This is a genomic window from Gardnerella massiliensis, assembly GCF_003408845.1.
Classification (GTDB): Bacteria; Actinomycetota; Actinomycetes; order Actinomycetales; family Bifidobacteriaceae; genus Bifidobacterium; species Bifidobacterium vaginale_H.
Genome location: NZ_LRTV01000008.1, coordinates 43,616 through 63,328, shown reverse-complemented (window position 1 = coordinate 63,328; position 19,713 = coordinate 43,616). Strand labels below are relative to the sequence as shown.

Annotated in this window: 8 protein-coding genes and 3 rRNA genes; all 11 read right to left on the bottom strand. The window is 47.1% G+C overall.

What is annotated here, in order from left to right:
- Positions 1–421: 421 nt before the first annotated feature.
- On the bottom strand, positions 422–976 hold the full coding sequence (locus AXE77_RS04975; RefSeq protein ID WP_116712401.1) for a cysteine hydrolase family protein: 555 nt from the start codon (positions 974–976) through the stop codon (positions 422–424).
- A gap of 1,045 nt (positions 977–2,021) precedes the next feature.
- Entirely contained in the window at positions 2,022–4,769 is a 2,748-nt protein-coding gene (locus AXE77_RS04965; RefSeq protein WP_133296287.1) for a hypothetical protein, read from the bottom strand.
- Positions 4,770–5,132: 363 nt separating this feature from the next.
- A 5S ribosomal RNA gene (rrf, locus tag AXE77_RS04960) occupies positions 5,133–5,249 on the bottom strand.
- 177 nt (positions 5,250–5,426) lie between these two features.
- Positions 5,427–8,488, bottom strand: a 23S ribosomal RNA gene (locus AXE77_RS04955).
- Between the two features lie 375 nt (positions 8,489–8,863).
- Positions 8,864–10,389: ribosomal RNA gene (locus AXE77_RS04950) — 16S ribosomal RNA — on the bottom strand.
- The 16S, 23S and 5S rRNA genes sit together here, the layout of an rRNA operon.
- 189 nt (positions 10,390–10,578) lie before the next feature.
- Entirely contained in the window at positions 10,579–10,725 is a 147-nt protein-coding gene (locus AXE77_RS06880; protein ID WP_162720529.1) for a hypothetical protein, read from the bottom strand.
- A gap of 415 nt (positions 10,726–11,140) precedes the next feature.
- Positions 11,141–11,953 (bottom strand): HD domain-containing protein, encoded by an 813-nt coding sequence (locus AXE77_RS04940; protein ID WP_116712421.1) that lies wholly within the window; start codon positions 11,951–11,953, stop codon positions 11,141–11,143.
- 84 nt (positions 11,954–12,037) lie between these two features.
- The gene (locus AXE77_RS04935) at positions 12,038–14,686 is read right to left on the bottom strand and encodes a KUP/HAK/KT family potassium transporter (protein ID WP_116712398.1); all 2,649 of its coding nucleotides are present in this window, start codon (positions 14,684–14,686) and stop codon (positions 12,038–12,040) included.
- A gap of 203 nt (positions 14,687–14,889) precedes the next feature.
- Entirely contained in the window at positions 14,890–15,870 is a 981-nt protein-coding gene (locus AXE77_RS04930) for a TatD family hydrolase (protein ID WP_116712397.1), read from the bottom strand.
- 42 nt (positions 15,871–15,912) lie between these two features.
- Positions 15,913–17,709 (bottom strand): ABC transporter ATP-binding protein, encoded by a 1,797-nt coding sequence (locus tag AXE77_RS04925; protein WP_116712396.1) that lies wholly within the window; start codon positions 17,707–17,709, stop codon positions 15,913–15,915.
- Between the two features lie 2 nt (positions 17,710–17,711).
- Positions 17,712–19,526, bottom strand: coding sequence for an ABC transporter ATP-binding protein (locus AXE77_RS04920; RefSeq protein WP_116712395.1), 1,815 nt, complete (start codon positions 19,524–19,526; stop codon positions 17,712–17,714).
- Positions 19,527–19,713: the final 187 nt, after the last annotated feature.

Here is a 19,713-nt window from a genome sequence, read left to right as displayed (position 1 = left end):
GAGCAAGCTCGGCGCTCCGAGTTGCCTTCGCGCGCTAAATCGCAGCGCTCAGGCAGGTCATCGCGCTAGTGCAGTTGGTGTTCTGCGTTAGGGTCTCTTAATCACGTTCTTCGGACCCGCGTGCAGTCGGAGCGCTGCGTTAGGGTCTCTTAATCACGTTCTTCGGACCCGCGTGCAGTTGGCAGCGCTCACAAAACACAGCCAAATTCCCAATGAACAACCACACTAATCTGCCCTGCCTTCGTCAATCGAGACGAAGGCAGACCTCGCTTGCGTTGAAAGCACACCGGTGCTTTCAACCCTGAGCAAGCTCAGCGAATCGAAGTGACTTCTCGCGCATTATGCAGCTCGAAGTCGTCGATTCGCAAATCAACCAGCGTAATATTTTTAGCAAATTAGCAACTTAGCAAATTAGCAACTTTCAGCCTTCTACGATATCCGCATTAAGGCAAGTCTTAAAATGACGAAGCGCCCACTCGTGACCTTGAGGATCGAAGCTTGCAACTGCATCCTTATGAACCACAATCTTAAATCCAAGATTATATGCGTCAACAGCAGTGTGAAGCACGCAAATATCCGTGCAAACTCCCACCAAATGCAGCTCCTCAATGTGACGTTCGCGAAGCTTAATCAGCAAATCAGTGCCATTAAACGACGAGTAGCGAGTCTTATGAATGTAATACACGTTACTTTTGTCTTTATTCGCTTCATAAAAATCGCCAAGCGCACCATACAGCTGCTGACCGTGCGTTCCAGCAATATTGTGCGGTGGGAACAGCTTAGTTTCCGGATGATACGGGTCGTTCAAATGATGCGTGTCAATCGCGAAAACAACGAACTCGCCAGAGTCAAGGAATTCCTGCGAAATCTCAGTAATGCGCTTTTCTAACTTTTGTGCAGGCTCGCCTACAGTGAGAGAACCGTCGCTTGCCACAAAATCATTCGTATAATCAATGTTAATAAGGGCTTTATTCATACCTACTCCTTGTATGAAATTTACAGAATAATTGCAAATAGCATAATCACAATCAGCGCACACTTTATTTACAATATTCCGTATTCTTAATTGCTTGATTTTATTTCAATTGATAGCCCAATTATCAACTCAATTGCTGGCCCAATTGCGCTCGGCACAATATTTTAATACCCAACGAATACTCAAAATCGCTTGTTTTTATGCCGACTACAATCATTTAATCACTACCTTGCGGCAAGTGTAGCCATGGAACATTTGCGCGACGACCTGCCTGAGCGCAGCATTGCGCGCGCGATTATTCCTTTACACGAATGTAAAGTTTTAATCGCTTTTTGGCGAGATTCCGACATTTCCTTTACGTGGCTGTAAAGTTTTAATCGTTTTTTGGCTTAATTTCGATTTTTTCTTTACATGACTGTAAAGGAAAAATTGGTTTAGTGATTTGGAACATTTGCGGGAAAATCTCCGGCGTTTGTAGCTGTTTTGGCTGGTGTTTGGAACATTTGCCGGGGGATTTTCCGGGTTTTGTAGCTGTATCAGCGTTATTGTGGAACATTCTCGGGAGTTTTTTCTCCGGGTTTTGTAGCTGTTTTGGCGGATTTATGGAACATTTGCCGGAAGTTTATCTAGAGTTTGCAACTGACGACCTAGTTACTAAGTATCACCACACTAATCTGTCCTGCCTTCGTCAATCGAGACGAAGGCAGACCTCGCTTGCGTTGAAAGCACCCCGTGCTTTCAACTTGAGCAAGCTCGGCGCTCCGAATTGCCTTCGCGTGCGCTTTGACCGAGCTTGAAATCATTGGGATTTCAAGCTCCTTCAAAGCGTGATTTGGCTCAATTGTGAAGCACGGGGTGCTTCACATGCCAAATCAGCCGAACGGCTACCAATAGCCGTGAGGAATAAACGCTTCGGCAGATCGTCAGCGCAAATCAATTGCATATAATGCTATATCCCTATAACTAAATAGGCGGCGAGGATGCAATCCCCACCGCCTACTGGTTTTATGCACTTACTACATTCGCAACAGTAGCAAGGCTATAGTTAATTATTATTTTCTTGAGTCTTGGTAACGTTGTCAGTCTGAGTAACATCGCCAGCATTATCATTATCAGCCTCAGCAGCCTCAATCTTAACAGCCTCAGACTTAGCATCAGCAAATTCAGACTTAGCAGCCTCAATCTTAACATCTTCAGTCTTATCCACAGCAACCTCAGCCTTGACAGCCTCAATCTTAGCAGCCACAGACTTAGCATCACCAGGCTTGATAGTCTCACTAGACTTAGCATCACCAGGCTTGGTAGTTTCACCAGACTTGGCAGTATCACCAGAGTTGGCAGTATCACCAGAGTTGGTAGTATCACCAGGCTTGGCAACATCCTCAGGCTTGGTTTCACCAGGCTTGGCAGTATTGCCAGCATTGGTATCACCAGAGTTGGTAGTATCACCAGGCTTAGTCTCACCAGGCTTAGCATTACCAGGCTTAGCAGTCTCACCAGAGTTGGTATCACCAGACTGAGTGTCGTCATTATAGAAATCACCCAAATCCAAATCACCCAAATCCAAATCGCCCAAGCCTAAATCATCAAAATTGATGTCATCGATATCTAAGGAAGCCAAATCGTCATCGCTGATTTCCGACGCATAAGTATCGAACTCACTGAAATCGAAGTCCTCAGCCTCCACATCATCAAGGCCCAAATCATCCAAATCTAAATCGTCAAAGTTGAAATCACCCCAGTCAATGTCATCAAAATTGAAATCATCAAATGGGCCAGCAGGATTATTGTCAGGATTATTACCGGAATCACCATCAGGATTATTATCAGGCTTATTACCAGTATCGCCATCAGGATTCTCAAACGAGCTGTCGTTATAATCAAGCGGAGCAACATCTTCACTCGACTTCTGCTCAGGAGTCAAAGCCAAGTTGTCTATATCAAGAACTGTCGTATCATACTCACCGCTCTTTAACTTTTTAATGAGATCCTCGCGAGCATATAATTCCGTTTGTTTGTTGTCAAATCTTTGACGCTCTTTACCTATATATTTGTATAATTCATCATCCGCTTTATAATAATCAGCTTCAGCTTGCTTAATTTCTTCCTTAGAAGCGCCGGAACTGTTTAATTCACCCCATTTTGTAGACGCTGCCCACATTCTATCATAAAGAACTTTTGCCTCGCCCTGGTTTGCATAATCGTTATACTTCTTATCTCGCTCAAGGCGGTCATTTACGGTCGCTTTAAGCATATCGTCGTATGATATGCCATTCTTAAGCGCTTCCTTTATATACGCATCATTGTCACGAGCAGCAAGTAAATCTACCATAAATTCATAACGATATACAGTTTCTATCGCGTCACGATACTCTTTAGAAGTTCCAGCTTCACTATAGCTAATCTTATCCACTAATTTTTTAGCTTTGTTATAAGCAGGCGCGTCATCTTCCAGCAACTGTTCAAGATTCTTTCCGTTATTAAGCTGATCTTGTACATACTTCTTAAACTTCAAATGCAAGTAAGCGTATGAGACAGCACCATCGCGAGCAGTACTCAAGTCTTCAGCAATATCGTACGCTTTGTAAGCATTCTTATCGCCTAATTCTGCTTGTTCCTTACGGAGATCTTCAAGCTTCTTACTGTTCTCAATGCGTGATGCAGTATACTTTTCATAGGCATCGCAATACTCTTTGCGCTGCTCAGCAGTCAATTGACTTGGATCTTTATAAGTAAATTCCCAGCCAAACTTTTTCAAAGGATCATTAATATTGCTCGAAATGGCATCAATCTGCTGCTGAAGAATATTGTACTTCTCATAATCAAAGTCAGGATTTTCACGAGGAGGAAGACTTACACCATTACCATAATGAATAATGGTATGATCAAACGCCTTCTTCAATGTTCCTTGCTGAGCTAATTCTTTGCTCAAATACTCGTCGCCATTATGCACATTGACAGTCGCATTAACCTCACGATTAAGGTCAAATACATTTACATTCACATCGATACCTGTTCTAGCTACCAGGTCGCGAATTCCATTAGCAACTTTATCTTCCAAATTGCGTTTACTTTTCTCAACTAATTTATGCCAGAAAGCTAATTGAGCTTTCACATACGCTGAGTTATCGGCATTTGGTTCACCATCGTACCAATACTTTACTTTAACTTGGTCTAAATCATAATTACTTTGATCTTCAATACTTATTGGATGCACTTCAGAAGGAAGCTGTATTGCCTGTCGTAAATCATTAAATTGTTTATCGAGAGCAGTAAGCTTAGCAAGCTTAGATTTAGTATCCTCAAGCTTGTTATAAGGCACGGAAGCTTTTCGCCATGATGAATACGTCGAATATCCTCTAAAGACATCATAGTGGTTATGGAATCCAGCACGTGCTCCGAATGAATTATTGGTGGGACGATTTAAACGCTTATCTAATTCTTTGGCTTCAGCGCGCAAAGCATCAAGCGTATTCTGATTAGGCTTCTCACCTGCTGCATTAAGATGCTGTTCAAACTGTTCAATCATTGTTTTATCAGTATCAATTAAATTTTTGTAAAACGGTTTGTATGTGTCAAGATGAATATTGAAAGGATCGCTTTTCAATTTAGCATTATCAGAATTATCAATAAGCTTTTTTAGCGCGTCGATATGATTATCTGCTTGAGATATTAATTGTGTGATAGTCGCATTGAAATCTGTATTATCATCTGCTACTGCAACGCCGGCGTTGCATACGCAGCACAACATGGCTGCTGCAGCAAATGTTGCTATAAACTTTTTATTCATCATATGCACCTTCTTTTAACTCTTAATACACTTAAACGAAAGCACAATGCTACGCATAATCTGTGCAGCAAAGTACCCATTATCAGACTACTCATTACGCACGAAAAAATGGGCATTGAGATGAAAATAGTGGGGGTGAGTGGCTAAAACGTGTGTAAAAATAACCCCTGGCAGTGAGTGCTTATAGCGTGAGCATCGTCCGTTTTTTGGAACATTTACCGGAAAATTCCCGGCGTTTGTTGTTGTTTTGGTGGTTTTTTGGAACATTTGCGGGAGTTTATCTAAAGCTTGGAGGATTATAACCCATAACAGTATGCGGGGGGATAATAAAAAAGCGGGGAGTTGAAACTCCCCGCTAGAAAAATAATGCGGCAGCGTGCTAGTCTCCCACACCCTATCGAGTGCAGTACCCTCGCCGTGTCAGGCCTTAGCTTCCGGGTTCGGAATGGGACCGGGCGTCTCACCTGAGCCATGACCACCGCAAACTTAATTATAACACTCACCAGCAGTGAGTGGCAAGTTGGCGGTTTGGGAACCGGACATGAACGCGAGCAAAAACAACTCTTACCAACCGATCGTTAAGCAAAACATTCAGTACTCATTAACGCTAGAAGAAAAATACTCACAGAAACTCACCCTCCCCACTCACAAGAGTAGAGAAGAATGTCACCATCACCCATTAGTACTAGTCAGCTCCACCCCTTACAGGGCTTCCACATCTAGCCTATCAACCACGTGTTCTACATGGGGGCTCACACACTAACGTGCATGGAATGCTTATCTTGGAGCAGGCTTCCCGCTTAGATGCTTTCAGCGGTTATCCCTTCCGAACGTAGCTAACCGGCAGCGCCACTGGCGTGACGACCGGCATACCAGAGGTTCGTCCACCCAGGTCCTCTCGTACTATGGGCAGGTCTCCTCAACATTCCAACGAGCGCAGAGGATAGAGACCAAACTGTCTCACGACGTTCTGAACCCAGCTCGCGTGCCGCTTTAATCGGCGAACAGCCGAACCCTTGGGACCTGCTCCAGCCCCAGGATGCGACGAGCCGACATCGAGGTGCCAAACCATCCCGTCGATATGGACTCTTGGGAATGATCAGCCTGTTATCCCCGGGGTACCTTTTATCCGTTGAGCGATGCCACGTCCGTACGCCGGCACCGGATCACTATCTCCGACTTTCGTCCCTGCTCGACCCGTCAGTCTCACAGTCAAGCCCGCTTGTGCGATTACACTCAACACCCGATTGCCAACCGGGCTGAGCGGACCATTGAGCGCCTCCGTTACTCTTTAGGAGGCAACCGCCCCAGTTAAACTACCCGCCAGGCACTGTCCCTAACACGGATAACGTGCTGAGGTTAGACGCCAGATATGGAAAGAGCGGTATTTCACTATTCGACTCCACGCAAGCTAGCGCCCACGCTTCACAGCCTCCCGCCTATGCTACACGATCCACACCTAACGACAATACCAAGGTATAGTAAAGGTCCCGGGGTCTTTTCGTCCTTCTGCGCTTAACGAGCATCTTTACTCGTACTGCAATTTCGCCGGGCTCCTGGCCGAGACAGTGGGGAAGTCGTTACGCCATTCGTGCAGGTCGGAACTTACCCGACAAGGAATTTCGCTACCTTAGGATGGTTATAGTTACCACCGCCGTTTACCGGGGCTTAAATTCACCGCTTCACCGAAGCTAACGGATCCTCTTAACCTTCCGGCACCGGGCAGGCGTCAGAGCGTATACAGCGGCTTACGCCTTCGCACGCTCCTGTGTTTTTGGTAAACAGTCGCTACCCCCTAGCTTGTGCCACCCCCAACAGCTCAACAGCGTAAAACCATATCACCATCAAGGGTCTCCCTTATGCCGAAGGCACGGGAGTAATTTGCCGAGTTCCTTGGCCAGGATTCGCCCGATCGCTTCGGTATACTCTACCAGACCACCAGTGTCGGTTTAGGGTACGAGCGGAATCACACCTCACGTTGAAGCTTTTCTCGGCAAGCAGGATCACCGGAATCAGCCTTACAGCCTACCCATCACGCCTCAGCTTAACATCCCCCGGATTTACCTAGGAGACAGCCCACACGCTTAGCCACGGAAAACCACCTCCGCAGCCGGCTACCTACCCGCGTCACTCCCACGCTAACCTACTACCAATACAGTCCCAACACAAACAAGCCAACAACCCCGAAAGGAAGCCAACTCGCAAATGAAGGTTAGTACTCTCAGATTCAGTTCGAACGGTGTAACACCGGTACGGGAATATCAACCCGTTCATCCATTCGACTACGCCTGTCGGCCTCGCCTTAGGACTCGACTCACCCGGGGACGACGAACGTGGCCCCGGAACCCTTAGTCATTCAGCGGACGGGATTCACACCCGTCTCTCGCTACTCATGTCTGCATTCTCACTCCCGTACAGTCCACGACAAGTTCACACTGCCGCTTCACCCCATACAGGACGCTCTCCTACCCCGCATGAACAAAATTCATGCAGTCGCGTCTTCGGTGGCGTGCTTAAGCCCCGCTACATTGTCGGCGCGGAACCACTAGACCAGTGAGCTGTTACGCACTCTTTCAAGGATGGCTGCTTCTAAGCCAACCTCCTGGCTGTCTATGCGACTCCACATCCTTTCCCACTTAGCACGCGCTTCGGGACCTTAGACGACGATCAGGGCTGTTTCCCTTTTGACGACGGAGCTTATCCCCCGCCGACTCACTGCCGTGATAAACCTAACAGGTATTCGGAGTTTGGCTGCTATTGGTACCCGGTATGGGCCCGCAAGCATCCAGTAGCTCTACCCCCTGTAAGCAATAACACGACGCTGCACCTAAATGCATTTCGGAGAGAACCAGCTATCACGGAATTTGATTGGCCTTTCACCCCTAACCCCAAGTCATCCCCCCAGTTTTCAACCTAGGTGGGTTCGGTCCTCCACACGGTCTTACCCGCGCTTCAACCTGCTCAGGGCTAGATCATCCCGCTTCGGGTCCAGGACATGCGACTCAAACGCCTTTTAAAACTCGCTTTCGCTACGGCTCCCCCACCCGGGTTAGCCTCGCCACATACCACTGACTCGCAGACTCATTTTTCGATAGGCACGCCGTCACCCCACAAAGAAGGCTCCGACGGATTGTAAGCGCACGGTTTCAGGAACTATTTCACTCCCCTCCCGGGGTGCTTTTCACCTTTCCCTCACGGTACTAGTACACTATCGGTCAGACAGGAATACTTAGGCTTACCCAACGGTCTGGGCAGATTCACGCGGGATTCCACGAGGCCCGCGCTACTTGGGAATAAACATAAAGAGACATCGCACGACAAGCTACGGGGCCATCACCCTCTACGGCTGGGAATTCAATCCCATTCACCTAGCACGACATTTTATCACTCTCCTCAACCCCGTCAGAGGCTGAACAGTCAATCCCACGACCCCGAATGCGCAACACCTGACGGTTATCACACGCACCCGGTTTAGCCTGATCCGCTTTCGCTCGCCACTACTCACGGAGTATCCTTTCCTGCAGGTACTGAGATGTTTCACTTCCCTGCGTACCCCCCACAAAAACTGTGGTGACCACCCATAACAGTGGCCGGGTCTCCCCATTCGGAAATCCTCGGATCAAAGCCCACTCGGCAGCTCCCCGAGGCATATCGCAGCCCGTCACGTCCTTCATCGGTCCTGTCTACCAAGGCATCCACCATACGCCCTTACCAGTGACAAACACTAAAGTAAGAACCCATCAGCAAAATTCTCTAGACAAAAAATCATCACACTAAACGATCACAAAACGATCAAGCGACTCCAACAAAAGGAGCCGGTTGAAATTGATAAAAGCAAAAAAATCGAAACAAAAAGTTTCGCATTTTACTCGCGTCCACTATCCAGTTCTCAAACCACCACAACACCAAGAACCCAAGCCAAAAACAATAAAAGCCTCAACCTGAAATCCAAGGGCCAGGACCGCAACCCCCAAAAAAATGGAGGGGTGGCAATCCGGGAACCCAAAAGCATGCCCAACAAACTCATTTAAAAACATTAACTATTGATTTCCACACCAGTAACCACACTCAACCGAGCGTGCACAAAAACTCCGTAGAAAGGAGGTGATCCAGCCGCACCTTCCGGTACGGCTACCTTGTTACGACTTAGTCCCAATCACGAGCCTCACCTTAGACGGCTCCCTCCAAAAAGGTCAGGCCACCGGCTTCGGGTGCTGCCCACTTTCATGACTTGACGGGCGGTGTGTACAAGGCCCGGGAACGCATTCACCGCGACGTTGCTGATTCGCGATTACTAGCGACTCCGCCTTCACGTAGTCGAGTTGCAGACTACGATCCGAACTGAGACCAGTTTTAAGGGATTAGCTCCATGTCACCATGTCGCAACCCGTTGTACTGGCCATTGTAGCATGCGTGAAGCCCTGGACGTAAGGGGCATGATGATCTGACGTCATCCCCACCTTCCTCCGAGTTAACCCCGGCGGTCCCCCGTGAGTTCCCGGCATAACCCGCTGGCAACACAGGGCAAGGGTTGCGCTCGTTGCGGGACTTAACCCAACATCTCACGACACGAGCTGACGACGACCATGCACCACCTGTGAACCTGCCCCGAAGGGAAACCACATCTCTGCAGTCGACAGGCACATGTCAAGCCCAGGTAAGGTTCTTCGCGTTGCATCGAATTAATCCGCATGCTCCGCCGCTTGTGCGGGCCCCCGTCAATTTCTTTGAGTTTTAGCCTTGCGGCCGTACTCCCCAGGCGGGACGCTTAACGCGTTAGCTCCGACACGGAACCCGTGGAATGGGCCCCACATCCAGCGTCCACCGTTTACGGCGTGGACTACCAGGGTATCTAATCCTGTTCGCTCCCCACGCTTTCGCTTCTCAGCGTCAGTAACAGCCCAGAGACCTGCCTTCGCCATTGGTGTTCTTCCCGATATCTACACATTCCACCGTTACACCGGGAATTCCAGTCTCCCCTACTGCACTCTAGCCCGCCCGTACCCGGCGCAGACCCACCGTTAAGCGATGGGCTTTCACACCAGACGCGACGAACCGCCTACAAGCTCTTTACGCCCAATAATTCCGGATAACGCTTGCGCCCTACGTATTACCGCGGCTGCTGGCACGTAGTTAGCCGGCGCTTATTCGAAAGGTACACTCACCCGAAAGCTTGCTCCCAATCAAAAGCGGTTTACAACCCGAAGGCCTTCATCCCGCACGCGGCGTCGCTGCGTCAGGGTTTCCCCCATTGCGCAATATTCCCCACTGCTGCCTCCCGTAGGAGTCTGGGCCGTATCTCAGTCCCAATGTGGCCGTCCGCCCTCTCAGGCCGGCTACCCGTCGAAGCCTAGGTGGGCCATTACCCCGCCTACAAGCTGATAGGACGCGACCCCATCCCATGCCACTAAACACTTTCCCAACAAGACATGCGTCAAGTTGGAGCATCCAGCATTACCACCCGTTTCCAAGAGCTATTCTGGAGCATGGGGCAGGTTGGTCACGCATTACTCACCCGTTCGCCACTCTCACCAACCAGCAAGCTGGTCAGATCCCGTTCGACTTGCATGTGTTAAGCACGCCGCCAGCGTTCATCCTGAGCCAGAATCGAACCCTCCACGAAAAAATTCAATGAAGAGCCAAAATAAGGCTCCAAAAAATAAGAAAAAGACGAGACATTCTTTAAGGAAAGAACATCCCAACAAAAACCTCACCACCATTTAACCATCTCTCAGGCACCCCACAATCTGTGAGGCAGGCAATGAACTGGCAATAATTAACTAATAAGTAGTACAGACACGCTCTTGAGTTCTCAAACCACCACCACACCAGCCGGCCCATCAACCTCAACCGAGGAGAACCAGCCGCGCTGAGCAGCAAGAGATAAACTTACACCAACCCACGCTAAAACGCAAACCCACCAAAAACAAACACCCCAAAACCATTGAAAACAAGCCAAAACACCGGCGTGTCGAAAACAGTAAAAAACCAGAGAAAAAACCAACAACAAACCAACAACCCAACCCAAAACCAACAAAAAATAACCAAAAACAACCCCAAAAACACAAAACCCGGGAGTGTCGCACTAATCTCACAACCCACACCCCCAAACAAAACAACAACAAAGACACAATCAAAGTAAAATCAAAACAAAAAAGACACAACCAATACAGGAATAAAGTAAAAAACGAAATAAAAGCGGAAAAACAAAAACCACAGAAGATATATATATAAACAATTAATAAGAAACTAAAAATGCGACGTTAAATAAATCGAAACAAACTTACGCTATAAACTTACGCAACAAACCAAAATAACAAATCTGCGCTATAAACTTACGCAACAAACCAAAACAATAAACCAAAACAACAAGCTTACGCGTCAACGGATAATCCGAAGCACTTCGCCAACGCCTCAATATCAGGCTCGCCATACTTCTCAACCAACTGCATCCACCGCAATGCATTATCTTCACCAAATCGCGCAGCCTTGCGACGGTAAGAATCCACAGTTAAGAATCGCGGAGGAATCGACTTGCTGTTGTACTTATCCGCAACCATCACAATCTCTTGCTCAAGAGTACGAGGCATATAATCAGCCGCCGGCAAAGGAAGATTCTGCGAAAGAACCTGCTCACGCGTTAAACCAACCCCAGTATGATTACGCGCAAACTGAGCAATATCCTCACTAAAACCGCGTTCAACTAAATAGTTATAACCACGCAACCCATGCAAAATGTAGTGTGGACCATCAAAGCGCAATTCCCCAGCAAACTTATTAGACCCGTCCTTCTCAAGCACAAAATAAGTGCCAATATCATGAATCAAACCGCCAACCAAAGCCGCATACTCGTCAACATATTGGCACGGAGCGGAACCGCCTGTAACCGAAGGCAACGTAAGATACGCCTCACCGATAAGTTCGCTCATACACTTCTGTGCAAGCTGAGCGCGCTCACGCAAAGCAGCACCCATAGGATTAGCGCAAGATTTGGCATTTAATAACATATTGCAGTGATGCGCAATCTGCCAAGAAATAGTTGCAATAACAGCACAATGCCCATGAATAACATCGTAAGCGGCGCGAGAAGGCGCAGTATCGCGATGCAACTGCTCAACCTGCTCAAAATCAGGAATATCAGCAAGTTTTATTGCATCGCAATGAGTTAACGACAATGATTCATTCATCACCGCGTCACCACTAACAGCGCCACCACACACCGCGTTATCACTCATATTAGCCAGCTATCCTGTGCAATCCTGTTTCGCTTATTAGCGAGTCTCGCCAAGACCAGCAGCCTCGTCACCACCAGCAGCCTGCGCCGGTTCTTCCGCACGTTCAGCATCTTCCACGGCTTGCACAACAGCGTGAGTTACGTTCGCTGCATCAAGACTTACTTCCGCCTCACGAAGTTCACGAGATTGAGAAGATTGCGAAGACTCACGAGACTGCGAAGACTGAGCATCACCCGCCTTCGCCGGCAACTTCAACGATACAGGATTAATTTTACCCGTATTCACCAGTTGTTCGTCAGCAAGTAGCACGTTCGCAGCGGCAATATCGCGCGCGTTCATTACCGCAGTCTGCTCCGCATCAGTTGGTCGAGTATCACTCACCATATCAACAGGCGTTTCTGCTGCCGAAGCGCCTTGCAAAGATTGCACAGCACGAGGGCTACATTCCTCCCTTTGCAAACGCGGAGGTCTACGCGTAGAAACAAACAGTGGCTGCACTTCCACAATCGGATTGTACGGCGCCAAACCAAACCACTTAACCGGAGTTCCCGCAATATGTCGAATCGCATACTTCATTTTCAGCGATAATGCGCCACGCACAGAAATATTCGACTCCGGCATCAAAGCCTTGTGCAACAGCACGTAACGAATCGGACCAATATCCGGATCCGCATCCACCTTAGGATACACCGATTTTTGTCGCGGAAGCTCACCCGTGTGCGACAAATCATGCATAATTTGGTGCAAATAAGCTGGTATAGAAGGCGACACCTTAAATCCAAGCTTGATTTTTACGCGGAACAAATAATCCGTACCAAAATTTTCCACGCAATACTCTCGCGTAAACGGCGCGTCATCAGTCTCTACTGACACAGCCCACCAAGCGCGTGCACGCTTAGGATGGTCTGCAAAGATTGAGAAGAAAATACCAGTATCAAGACGCTTCATTTCACGATCGGACGTTAAGTACACAATATTGTCGGCAAAATAAGGGATACGGAAATCTCCGTGCAACTTGTCAAGTACCGGAAGAAAATCTTTCGGTTTCATGTGCAAACGTTGCGAACGCTCAATTTTTGTGCCATCTTTCCACGTAACCATAATTGTCAAAATGGAAAAACCAAGCAGCATCGTAAACCAGCCGCCGTGCATAAACTTTGCCATAGAAGCGACAAAGAACATGAATTCAATCATGAGGAACACTATGGCAAATATTAACGCTCCAAGACGCTTCTTTTGATACCACATGTGTACGGTAAGCAAAATAGTCGTTGCCAGCATGGTAAGCGTCAAAGCCAAACCGTATGCGCCGGAAATGTGTTCGGAATCACGGAACACGGCAAGAACAGTAAGCGTTGCAACGCAAAGTACTACGTTTACTACAGGAATATAAAGCTGTCCGCGTGTGCGCGCTGGATATCGTACCTGCAAGTGCGGCATCCAGTTGAGGCTAGTTGCTTCCGAAACCATGGTATAAGCGCCAGTAATCAAAGCTTGAGAGGCGATAATACCCGCAGTAACAGAAAGAATAACAGCCACATAGCGTACGTTAGGCTCAAGCATTTGGAAGAACGGATTTAATCCTTCAAGCGACCATAATGCTTTATCGTTCTGGTGCTGCAACATCCAGGCGCCCTGGCCGAAATAGTTGAGTACTAAAGCAACTTTAATAAACGGCCACGTTGCGTACACGTTTCCGCGACCAACATGACCCATATCGGAGTACAAAGCTTCAGCACCGGTTGTGGAAAGGAAGATAACGCCCATCACTGCTAAGCCCTGCACATTGTGTGGGCTAAACAGGAATTTCAAACCGTAGATTGGATTAAGCGCCTCAAATATCGTCCAATCTTGGCCAATATTGACAATGCCAACTAACGCAAGGAAGGCGAACCAAATCATCACAACGATGCCGAATACTTTACCAATGCGTTCAGTACCGCGTTGTTGCACAGAAAAAAGCAGCACGATGATAATAATCGTAATCATCAGCGCTAAATTCTCATTTTCTAAGAACACTGGTCGGAATGCTTCGATAGTGCGCAAACCTTCCACTGCGGAAGAAATGGAAACTGCTGGAGTTAGCACAGAATCTGCCAAAAACGCAGCGCCACCAATCATGGCAGGTATGGCAAGCCACGCACCTTTTCTGCGCAAAAGCGAGTACAGTGCAAAAATTCCGCCTTCGCCCTTGTTGTCAGTTCGCATGGCAACAAACACGTATTTTACTGTAGTGATAAGCGTAATTGACCAAAAAAGCAGCGACAGCATACCGTAGACGGCTTCACTGTTGATATTTTGCAATCCGCCTTGCCCCGCCAAAAAAGTTTGTGCGGTATACAAAGGCGAGGTACCAATATCGCCGTACACGACGCCAAGTGCCACAATTGCCATACCGAGCGTGAAACGATCAGAGCTAGTCTGTACTTTTGCCCACCATCGTCCTAACGGTCCTCGAACAGCGCTAGCAACAAGTTTTTCCGCTTCTTTCACTTCTTGCGCTTGCTGTTGAGCTATAACTTCACGCTCTTCTCGGGTTGTTGTTTTATGCGAGACTTTCGGTGCCTTCGTAAAGGACGCTGCTCGCAATATAGCAGCCTTAGAGCCTTTTTCGGAATCTTTCGCGCCGTTGCGAGGATCCTTAGCGCCATCGGTTGACGGCGCAGCAATGCGTGACTTCGTCATGCTGAATTGTTCCTCCATAGGTAAGGTTTCTTCTTGCTGCCAACAAGAAGCCGCATAAACCTTGTCCCTTCACAGTTTTATTTCCGTACTTGGATATTGTATACAATAATAGCTATATCGTGCAAAAATCTTACGAAATCGTTGAAAAATAAGGGTTCCGATTAGGCGTAATTTTGGAATCCGTACTTTTAGAATCCGTAATTTTAGAATCCGTAAATTTTGCGCGTATTTTCACGCGTCACTTTAGCTGCGTGTTCTAAAGATACGTCCAGAACTTCCGCAAGTGTTTCCAAAGTGTACGGCACCATATAAGGTGCGTTTGGCCTTCCGCGGTAAGGCATTGGCGTTAAGTATGGTGCGTCGGTTTCGACAGTTATGTGACTTTCGCCTATAACTTGTGCAGATTTACGCAACGCTTCGTTGCCTTTGTAGCCTATGGTCCCGGAAAAACTTGCGTACCAGCCGTGTTCTTTTAATATTTCGGCTAAATCCGTGCCGCCTGCGTAGCTGTGAAATACTGTTCGTTCCGGAGCGCCATCCTGCAATAAAATTTTCACTATATCTTCGTGTGCGTCGCGATCGTGTATTTGCAAGGGTAAGTTTAATTCTTTTGCGAGCGCAATATGGTCGCGGAAGGCTTCGCGTTGTGCGGATCGTGCCGCTTCTCCTGTGCGAAAGTAGTCTAAGCCGGTTTCGCCAATTGCTACTACTTCTTTCGGATGCGTCACAGCTAGCGAGCGCAGGTGTTGCATTGCTTCGTCAAATGGTATGTCGTGGTACGGCTTGTAGGTTATTGGCAGCCCGTCTGGGCCTTGCGCGCCTCTGTGCCCGTGCAATACTGCTTCGTTTGGGTGTATTGCGATTGCTGCGCGAACTGAATCCGCATGCGAAGAAGCAAACGCAATAGTTGGTTCCCAATCTGGGTATTCGCAGCCAACTTCTAACATGTGGGAAACGCCGGCGGATTTTGCTTGCTCAACCAGATCGTCCGGAGTTGGCTCGACTATTAAGTCGCGCCCTTTTTCTGCTAATTCTTGATTGAGATTATGCGCAAAGTCGACGACGCTGAGCATATGCGTGTGGTCGTCCGCAATTGTTACGCCGTTTTTTACTAGATTTTCCCATACTGCAGATTGCGTGGTTAAAACCGGCGCCCAATTATGTTCGCGATGATGTTTACTCATACGTACTAGTTTAGTCAATCAATTGCGTTTTGATTTACAATCTCACTCAATCGATTGGCGAATTGCAGCATATTGCGATTCTACAAGACGATAGTAGGCACCTTTTGTGGCCATGAGTTCTGCGTGCGTACCGCGTTCTATTATTTGCCCGTGGTCAATTACGCAGATTAAGTTGGCTTTTTCAATAGTTGATAATCTGTGCGCGATTACGAATGACGTGCGATTTTTAAGTAGCTGAGCTAATCCAGCTTGTAGTGCTTCTTCCGTACGCGTGTCAATATTGCTGGTTGCTTCGTCGAGAATCAGGATTCGCGGGTCCGCAAGTAGCACTCGCGCAAACGATATAAGTTGCCTTTGTCCTGCGGAAAGTGTTGCACCTCGCTCCTCAATTTCTGTATCGTATCCATTTGGTAAGTCTTCAATAAATTCGTGCGCGTGAACAGTTCGAGCTGCAGCCTCGATTTCTTCGTCAGTTGCGTCAAGTTTTCCGTAACGAATGTTTTCGCGCACAGTTCCGCTGAAAATAAAGCTGTCTTGCAGCATTACGCCCATTTGTTTGCGAAGTGAGTTTAAGGTTACTGAGCGCACATCGTGCCCGTCGATGGTAATGGATCCTTCTGAAACATCGTAGAATCTGGATAGAAGGTTTACTAGCGTCGTTTTTCCGGCGCCCGTCGGCCCCACTAAAGCAACTGTTTGCCCAGGCTGCACATGCAAATCAACCAGGTTTAAAATCGGCCTTCCGCCTTCTTCATAACGGAATACAACGTCGTTTACGTCGACTTTTCCACGAATTTGCGGCAATTCTTTAGCGTCCGGCTTATCTACAATATTTGGCTTAATTCTCAAAGTTTCAAAAATTCGCTCAAGATATACCGAACAAGTTACCAATTGCGTGTAAAAGTTTCCAATATTTACTACCGGATCCCAGAAGGTAGTCGAATACCATACGAACGCTATAAGCGTGCCTGTGCTCACGTTCATTCCGCCTAGGTTCGACACTCCAACGTAGTAGAGCAGCGATATTGCTGCGGTTTCAATGATTGAAGCTCCCGGCCAAAGCAGCATTTGAACCCTAACGTTTCGCATCCAAGCGCTTCTTACTTCTGATTGCTGTTCTTGGAAAGTTTTGTATGCCACGGATTCTCTAGCAAAAGTTTGCGTTGTTTTTACGCCTGCGATTGATTCGTGCAAGTACGCGTTTAAATTACTTTGCTTATTCGATAGTTTTTTAGACGCTTTTCGTTGCAAAATTTGCAAAGTGCGCGTCCAAATTATAAATATTGGGAATAGCACCAGGCTCCACAACGCCATTCGCCAATCTATAACGAACATTGTTATTAGTGTAATAATCAGCACAAAAACGTCGGAGAATACGTTAATAAATCCCGAAGAAAGCGTGTCCGAAAGCGTGTTTATGTAGTTTACTATGCGAATCAGAATCTTTCCGTGCGGACGCGAATCAAAATAATCAAAAGATAGCGATTGCACGTGCGTAAAAATATCGCGACGCATATCTCTAATCATCATTTGGCCGAGGCGCGTAATTGCAAGCGTTCTGTACGCTAATCCCAGCTCGTACAGCACAATAAGCACCATAAAAACCGCAATAATTGCGTACAGGTACGTGTAGTTTTTATGCGGCAATACTACGTCGATTAGCATTTTTGTGATCATTGGCATTGCCGTCATAATTATGCTGCCGCTTATAACTACCAGAATTACGAGCAGGAGTTTAGTTGCGTACGGTTTCATGTATTTTTTAACGCGCATAAGCTCATGCACGTTCACATGCTCTTCTTGTTCTTCGTCTTCGCGATAAGTGTTTCGTTGCGCCATGCCTACTCCCCCTTCGTTTCGAATCCTGCGGACTTGCCGCTTTGCAATCCCAGCTGCTTTCTGTAAATCTCCCAGTACCTTCCGTGCGCTGCCACAAGTTCTGCGTGCGTGCCACGTTCGACGATTTTGCCGTGATCTAGCACAACAATCATGTCTGCATCTTTTACGGATGAGATTCTGTGCGCAATAGTGATTACGGTGCGCGTGCCGTCGAGTTTCTTTAGCTCCTGCTGAATATGTTCTTCTGTTTCCATGTCTACAGCCGAAGTTGTGTCGTCCATAATTAAGATTGCTGGGTTATTTGCTAAAGCGCGAGCTAAGCTAAGCCTCTGTTTTTGCCCTCCGGAAAGTCCGACTCCGCGCTCTCCTACTACTGTTTCGTAGCCTTCTGGCATACTCATAATAAAATCGTCAGCTGCTGCAATTCTTGCCATTCTGCGAATCGTATCGTCTAATTCTTTGCAATTTTCTTTATTTTGAAGCAAACCAAAGCCAATATTTCCTGCAATCGTGTCCGAAAATAGGAAAGTTTCCTGCGCTACTATGCTGACTTCGTTTCTTAAAGTTTCTAGCGGCCATTCGCGCACGTCTTTTCCGTCGATTAAAACGCGCCCACTCGATGGATCGTAGAATCTTGCGATAAGACTTACAAGAGTTGATTTTCCAGCTCCCGTTTCGCCAAGAATGCCCAGTTTGCTTCCGGCAGGAACGCGTAAATCAATATTTTTTAAGATTGGCGAGTCTTGATCGTCCGGGAATGCAAAATCAACATGCTCAAAAGTGATTTCGCCTTTGATTTTTACGCTTGCGTCCGCTTCTTTTGGAAGATTAATATGCGATTCTTGCGTAAGAAGCTTGCGAATATTAACGCATCCTGCATTAAAACGCTGCCAGTCGTTAATAAGCCAGCCAACCATTCTAACAGGCATATTAAGCATCCAAAGGAAGCTGTTAAAAGTAACGAATGTGCCTAATGTCATGCTGCCGTTTAGCACGAGCCATCCGCCGAAGCCTACGGTTATAAGCTCTAGCACAAATCCCATGCCGTCTAGCCACGGCATGTATTTTTGCGTGTTTTTTGCAAGCGTAATATTTCGTTTAAAGTAGTCTTCGTTACATTCGTCGAATTTTTTGGTTTCGTAAGCCTCGCGCACGAAGGCTTTTACCACGCGGTTTCCTTCAATATTTTCTTCTACCATTGAGTTCATGCGTGCGAAAGATTCGCGAATTGCAAGGAATTTTGGCCTAGCTTTTTTGCCCATAATTCTTGCGAGCAGGAACAAGAATGGCGTTATTGACATAAGCGCTAAAGCAAGCTGCCATTGGATTGAAAACATTATTACTAACGCAAGCACAAACATTACTAAGCAATCCAGCGCCATATAAGACACCCAGCTTAGAATATGGCGAATCGCATCCGTATCCGACGTCATTCGGCTCATAATATCGCCTGTGCGCGTGTGATTAAAGTACGTAAAATCTAAAGAGTGCAACTTTTCATACTCGTCGCTTACGAGGCGGTACACAGCGTTTTGGCCGAATCTTTCCATTTGAAGCTGGTAAATATATCTTGAGCCTACGCGAATAATCATCATTGCAACCATGAGAACGCATACGCTTATAAGTAGATTATGCTGTTTGCCAATAATGATTTTGTCGACTATAAAACCCGAAAGCAATGGCATTGTCATTGCCATTGTGTCGTTAATTGTAAAAAGTATAAGCGATACGCCTACTCTCCACATATCTGGCTTGCAATATTGCAATACCCAGCGCACGTTATTCGCGTCTTTGCGTTGATTTGGGTTGACATACATGCGCCGAGTGCTCCTTTGTTTACTATTTTGCTTTTTGAAACTCAATCTTAAATTTATAGTTTAATCGACAGCTCTTGTTTGGCGTGGCGCGAGTTTCGTAGCGAGCGCTTATTCCTCACGGCATAGCCGTTCGGCTGATTTGGCATGTGAAGCACACCGTGCTTCACAATTGAGCCAAATCACGCTT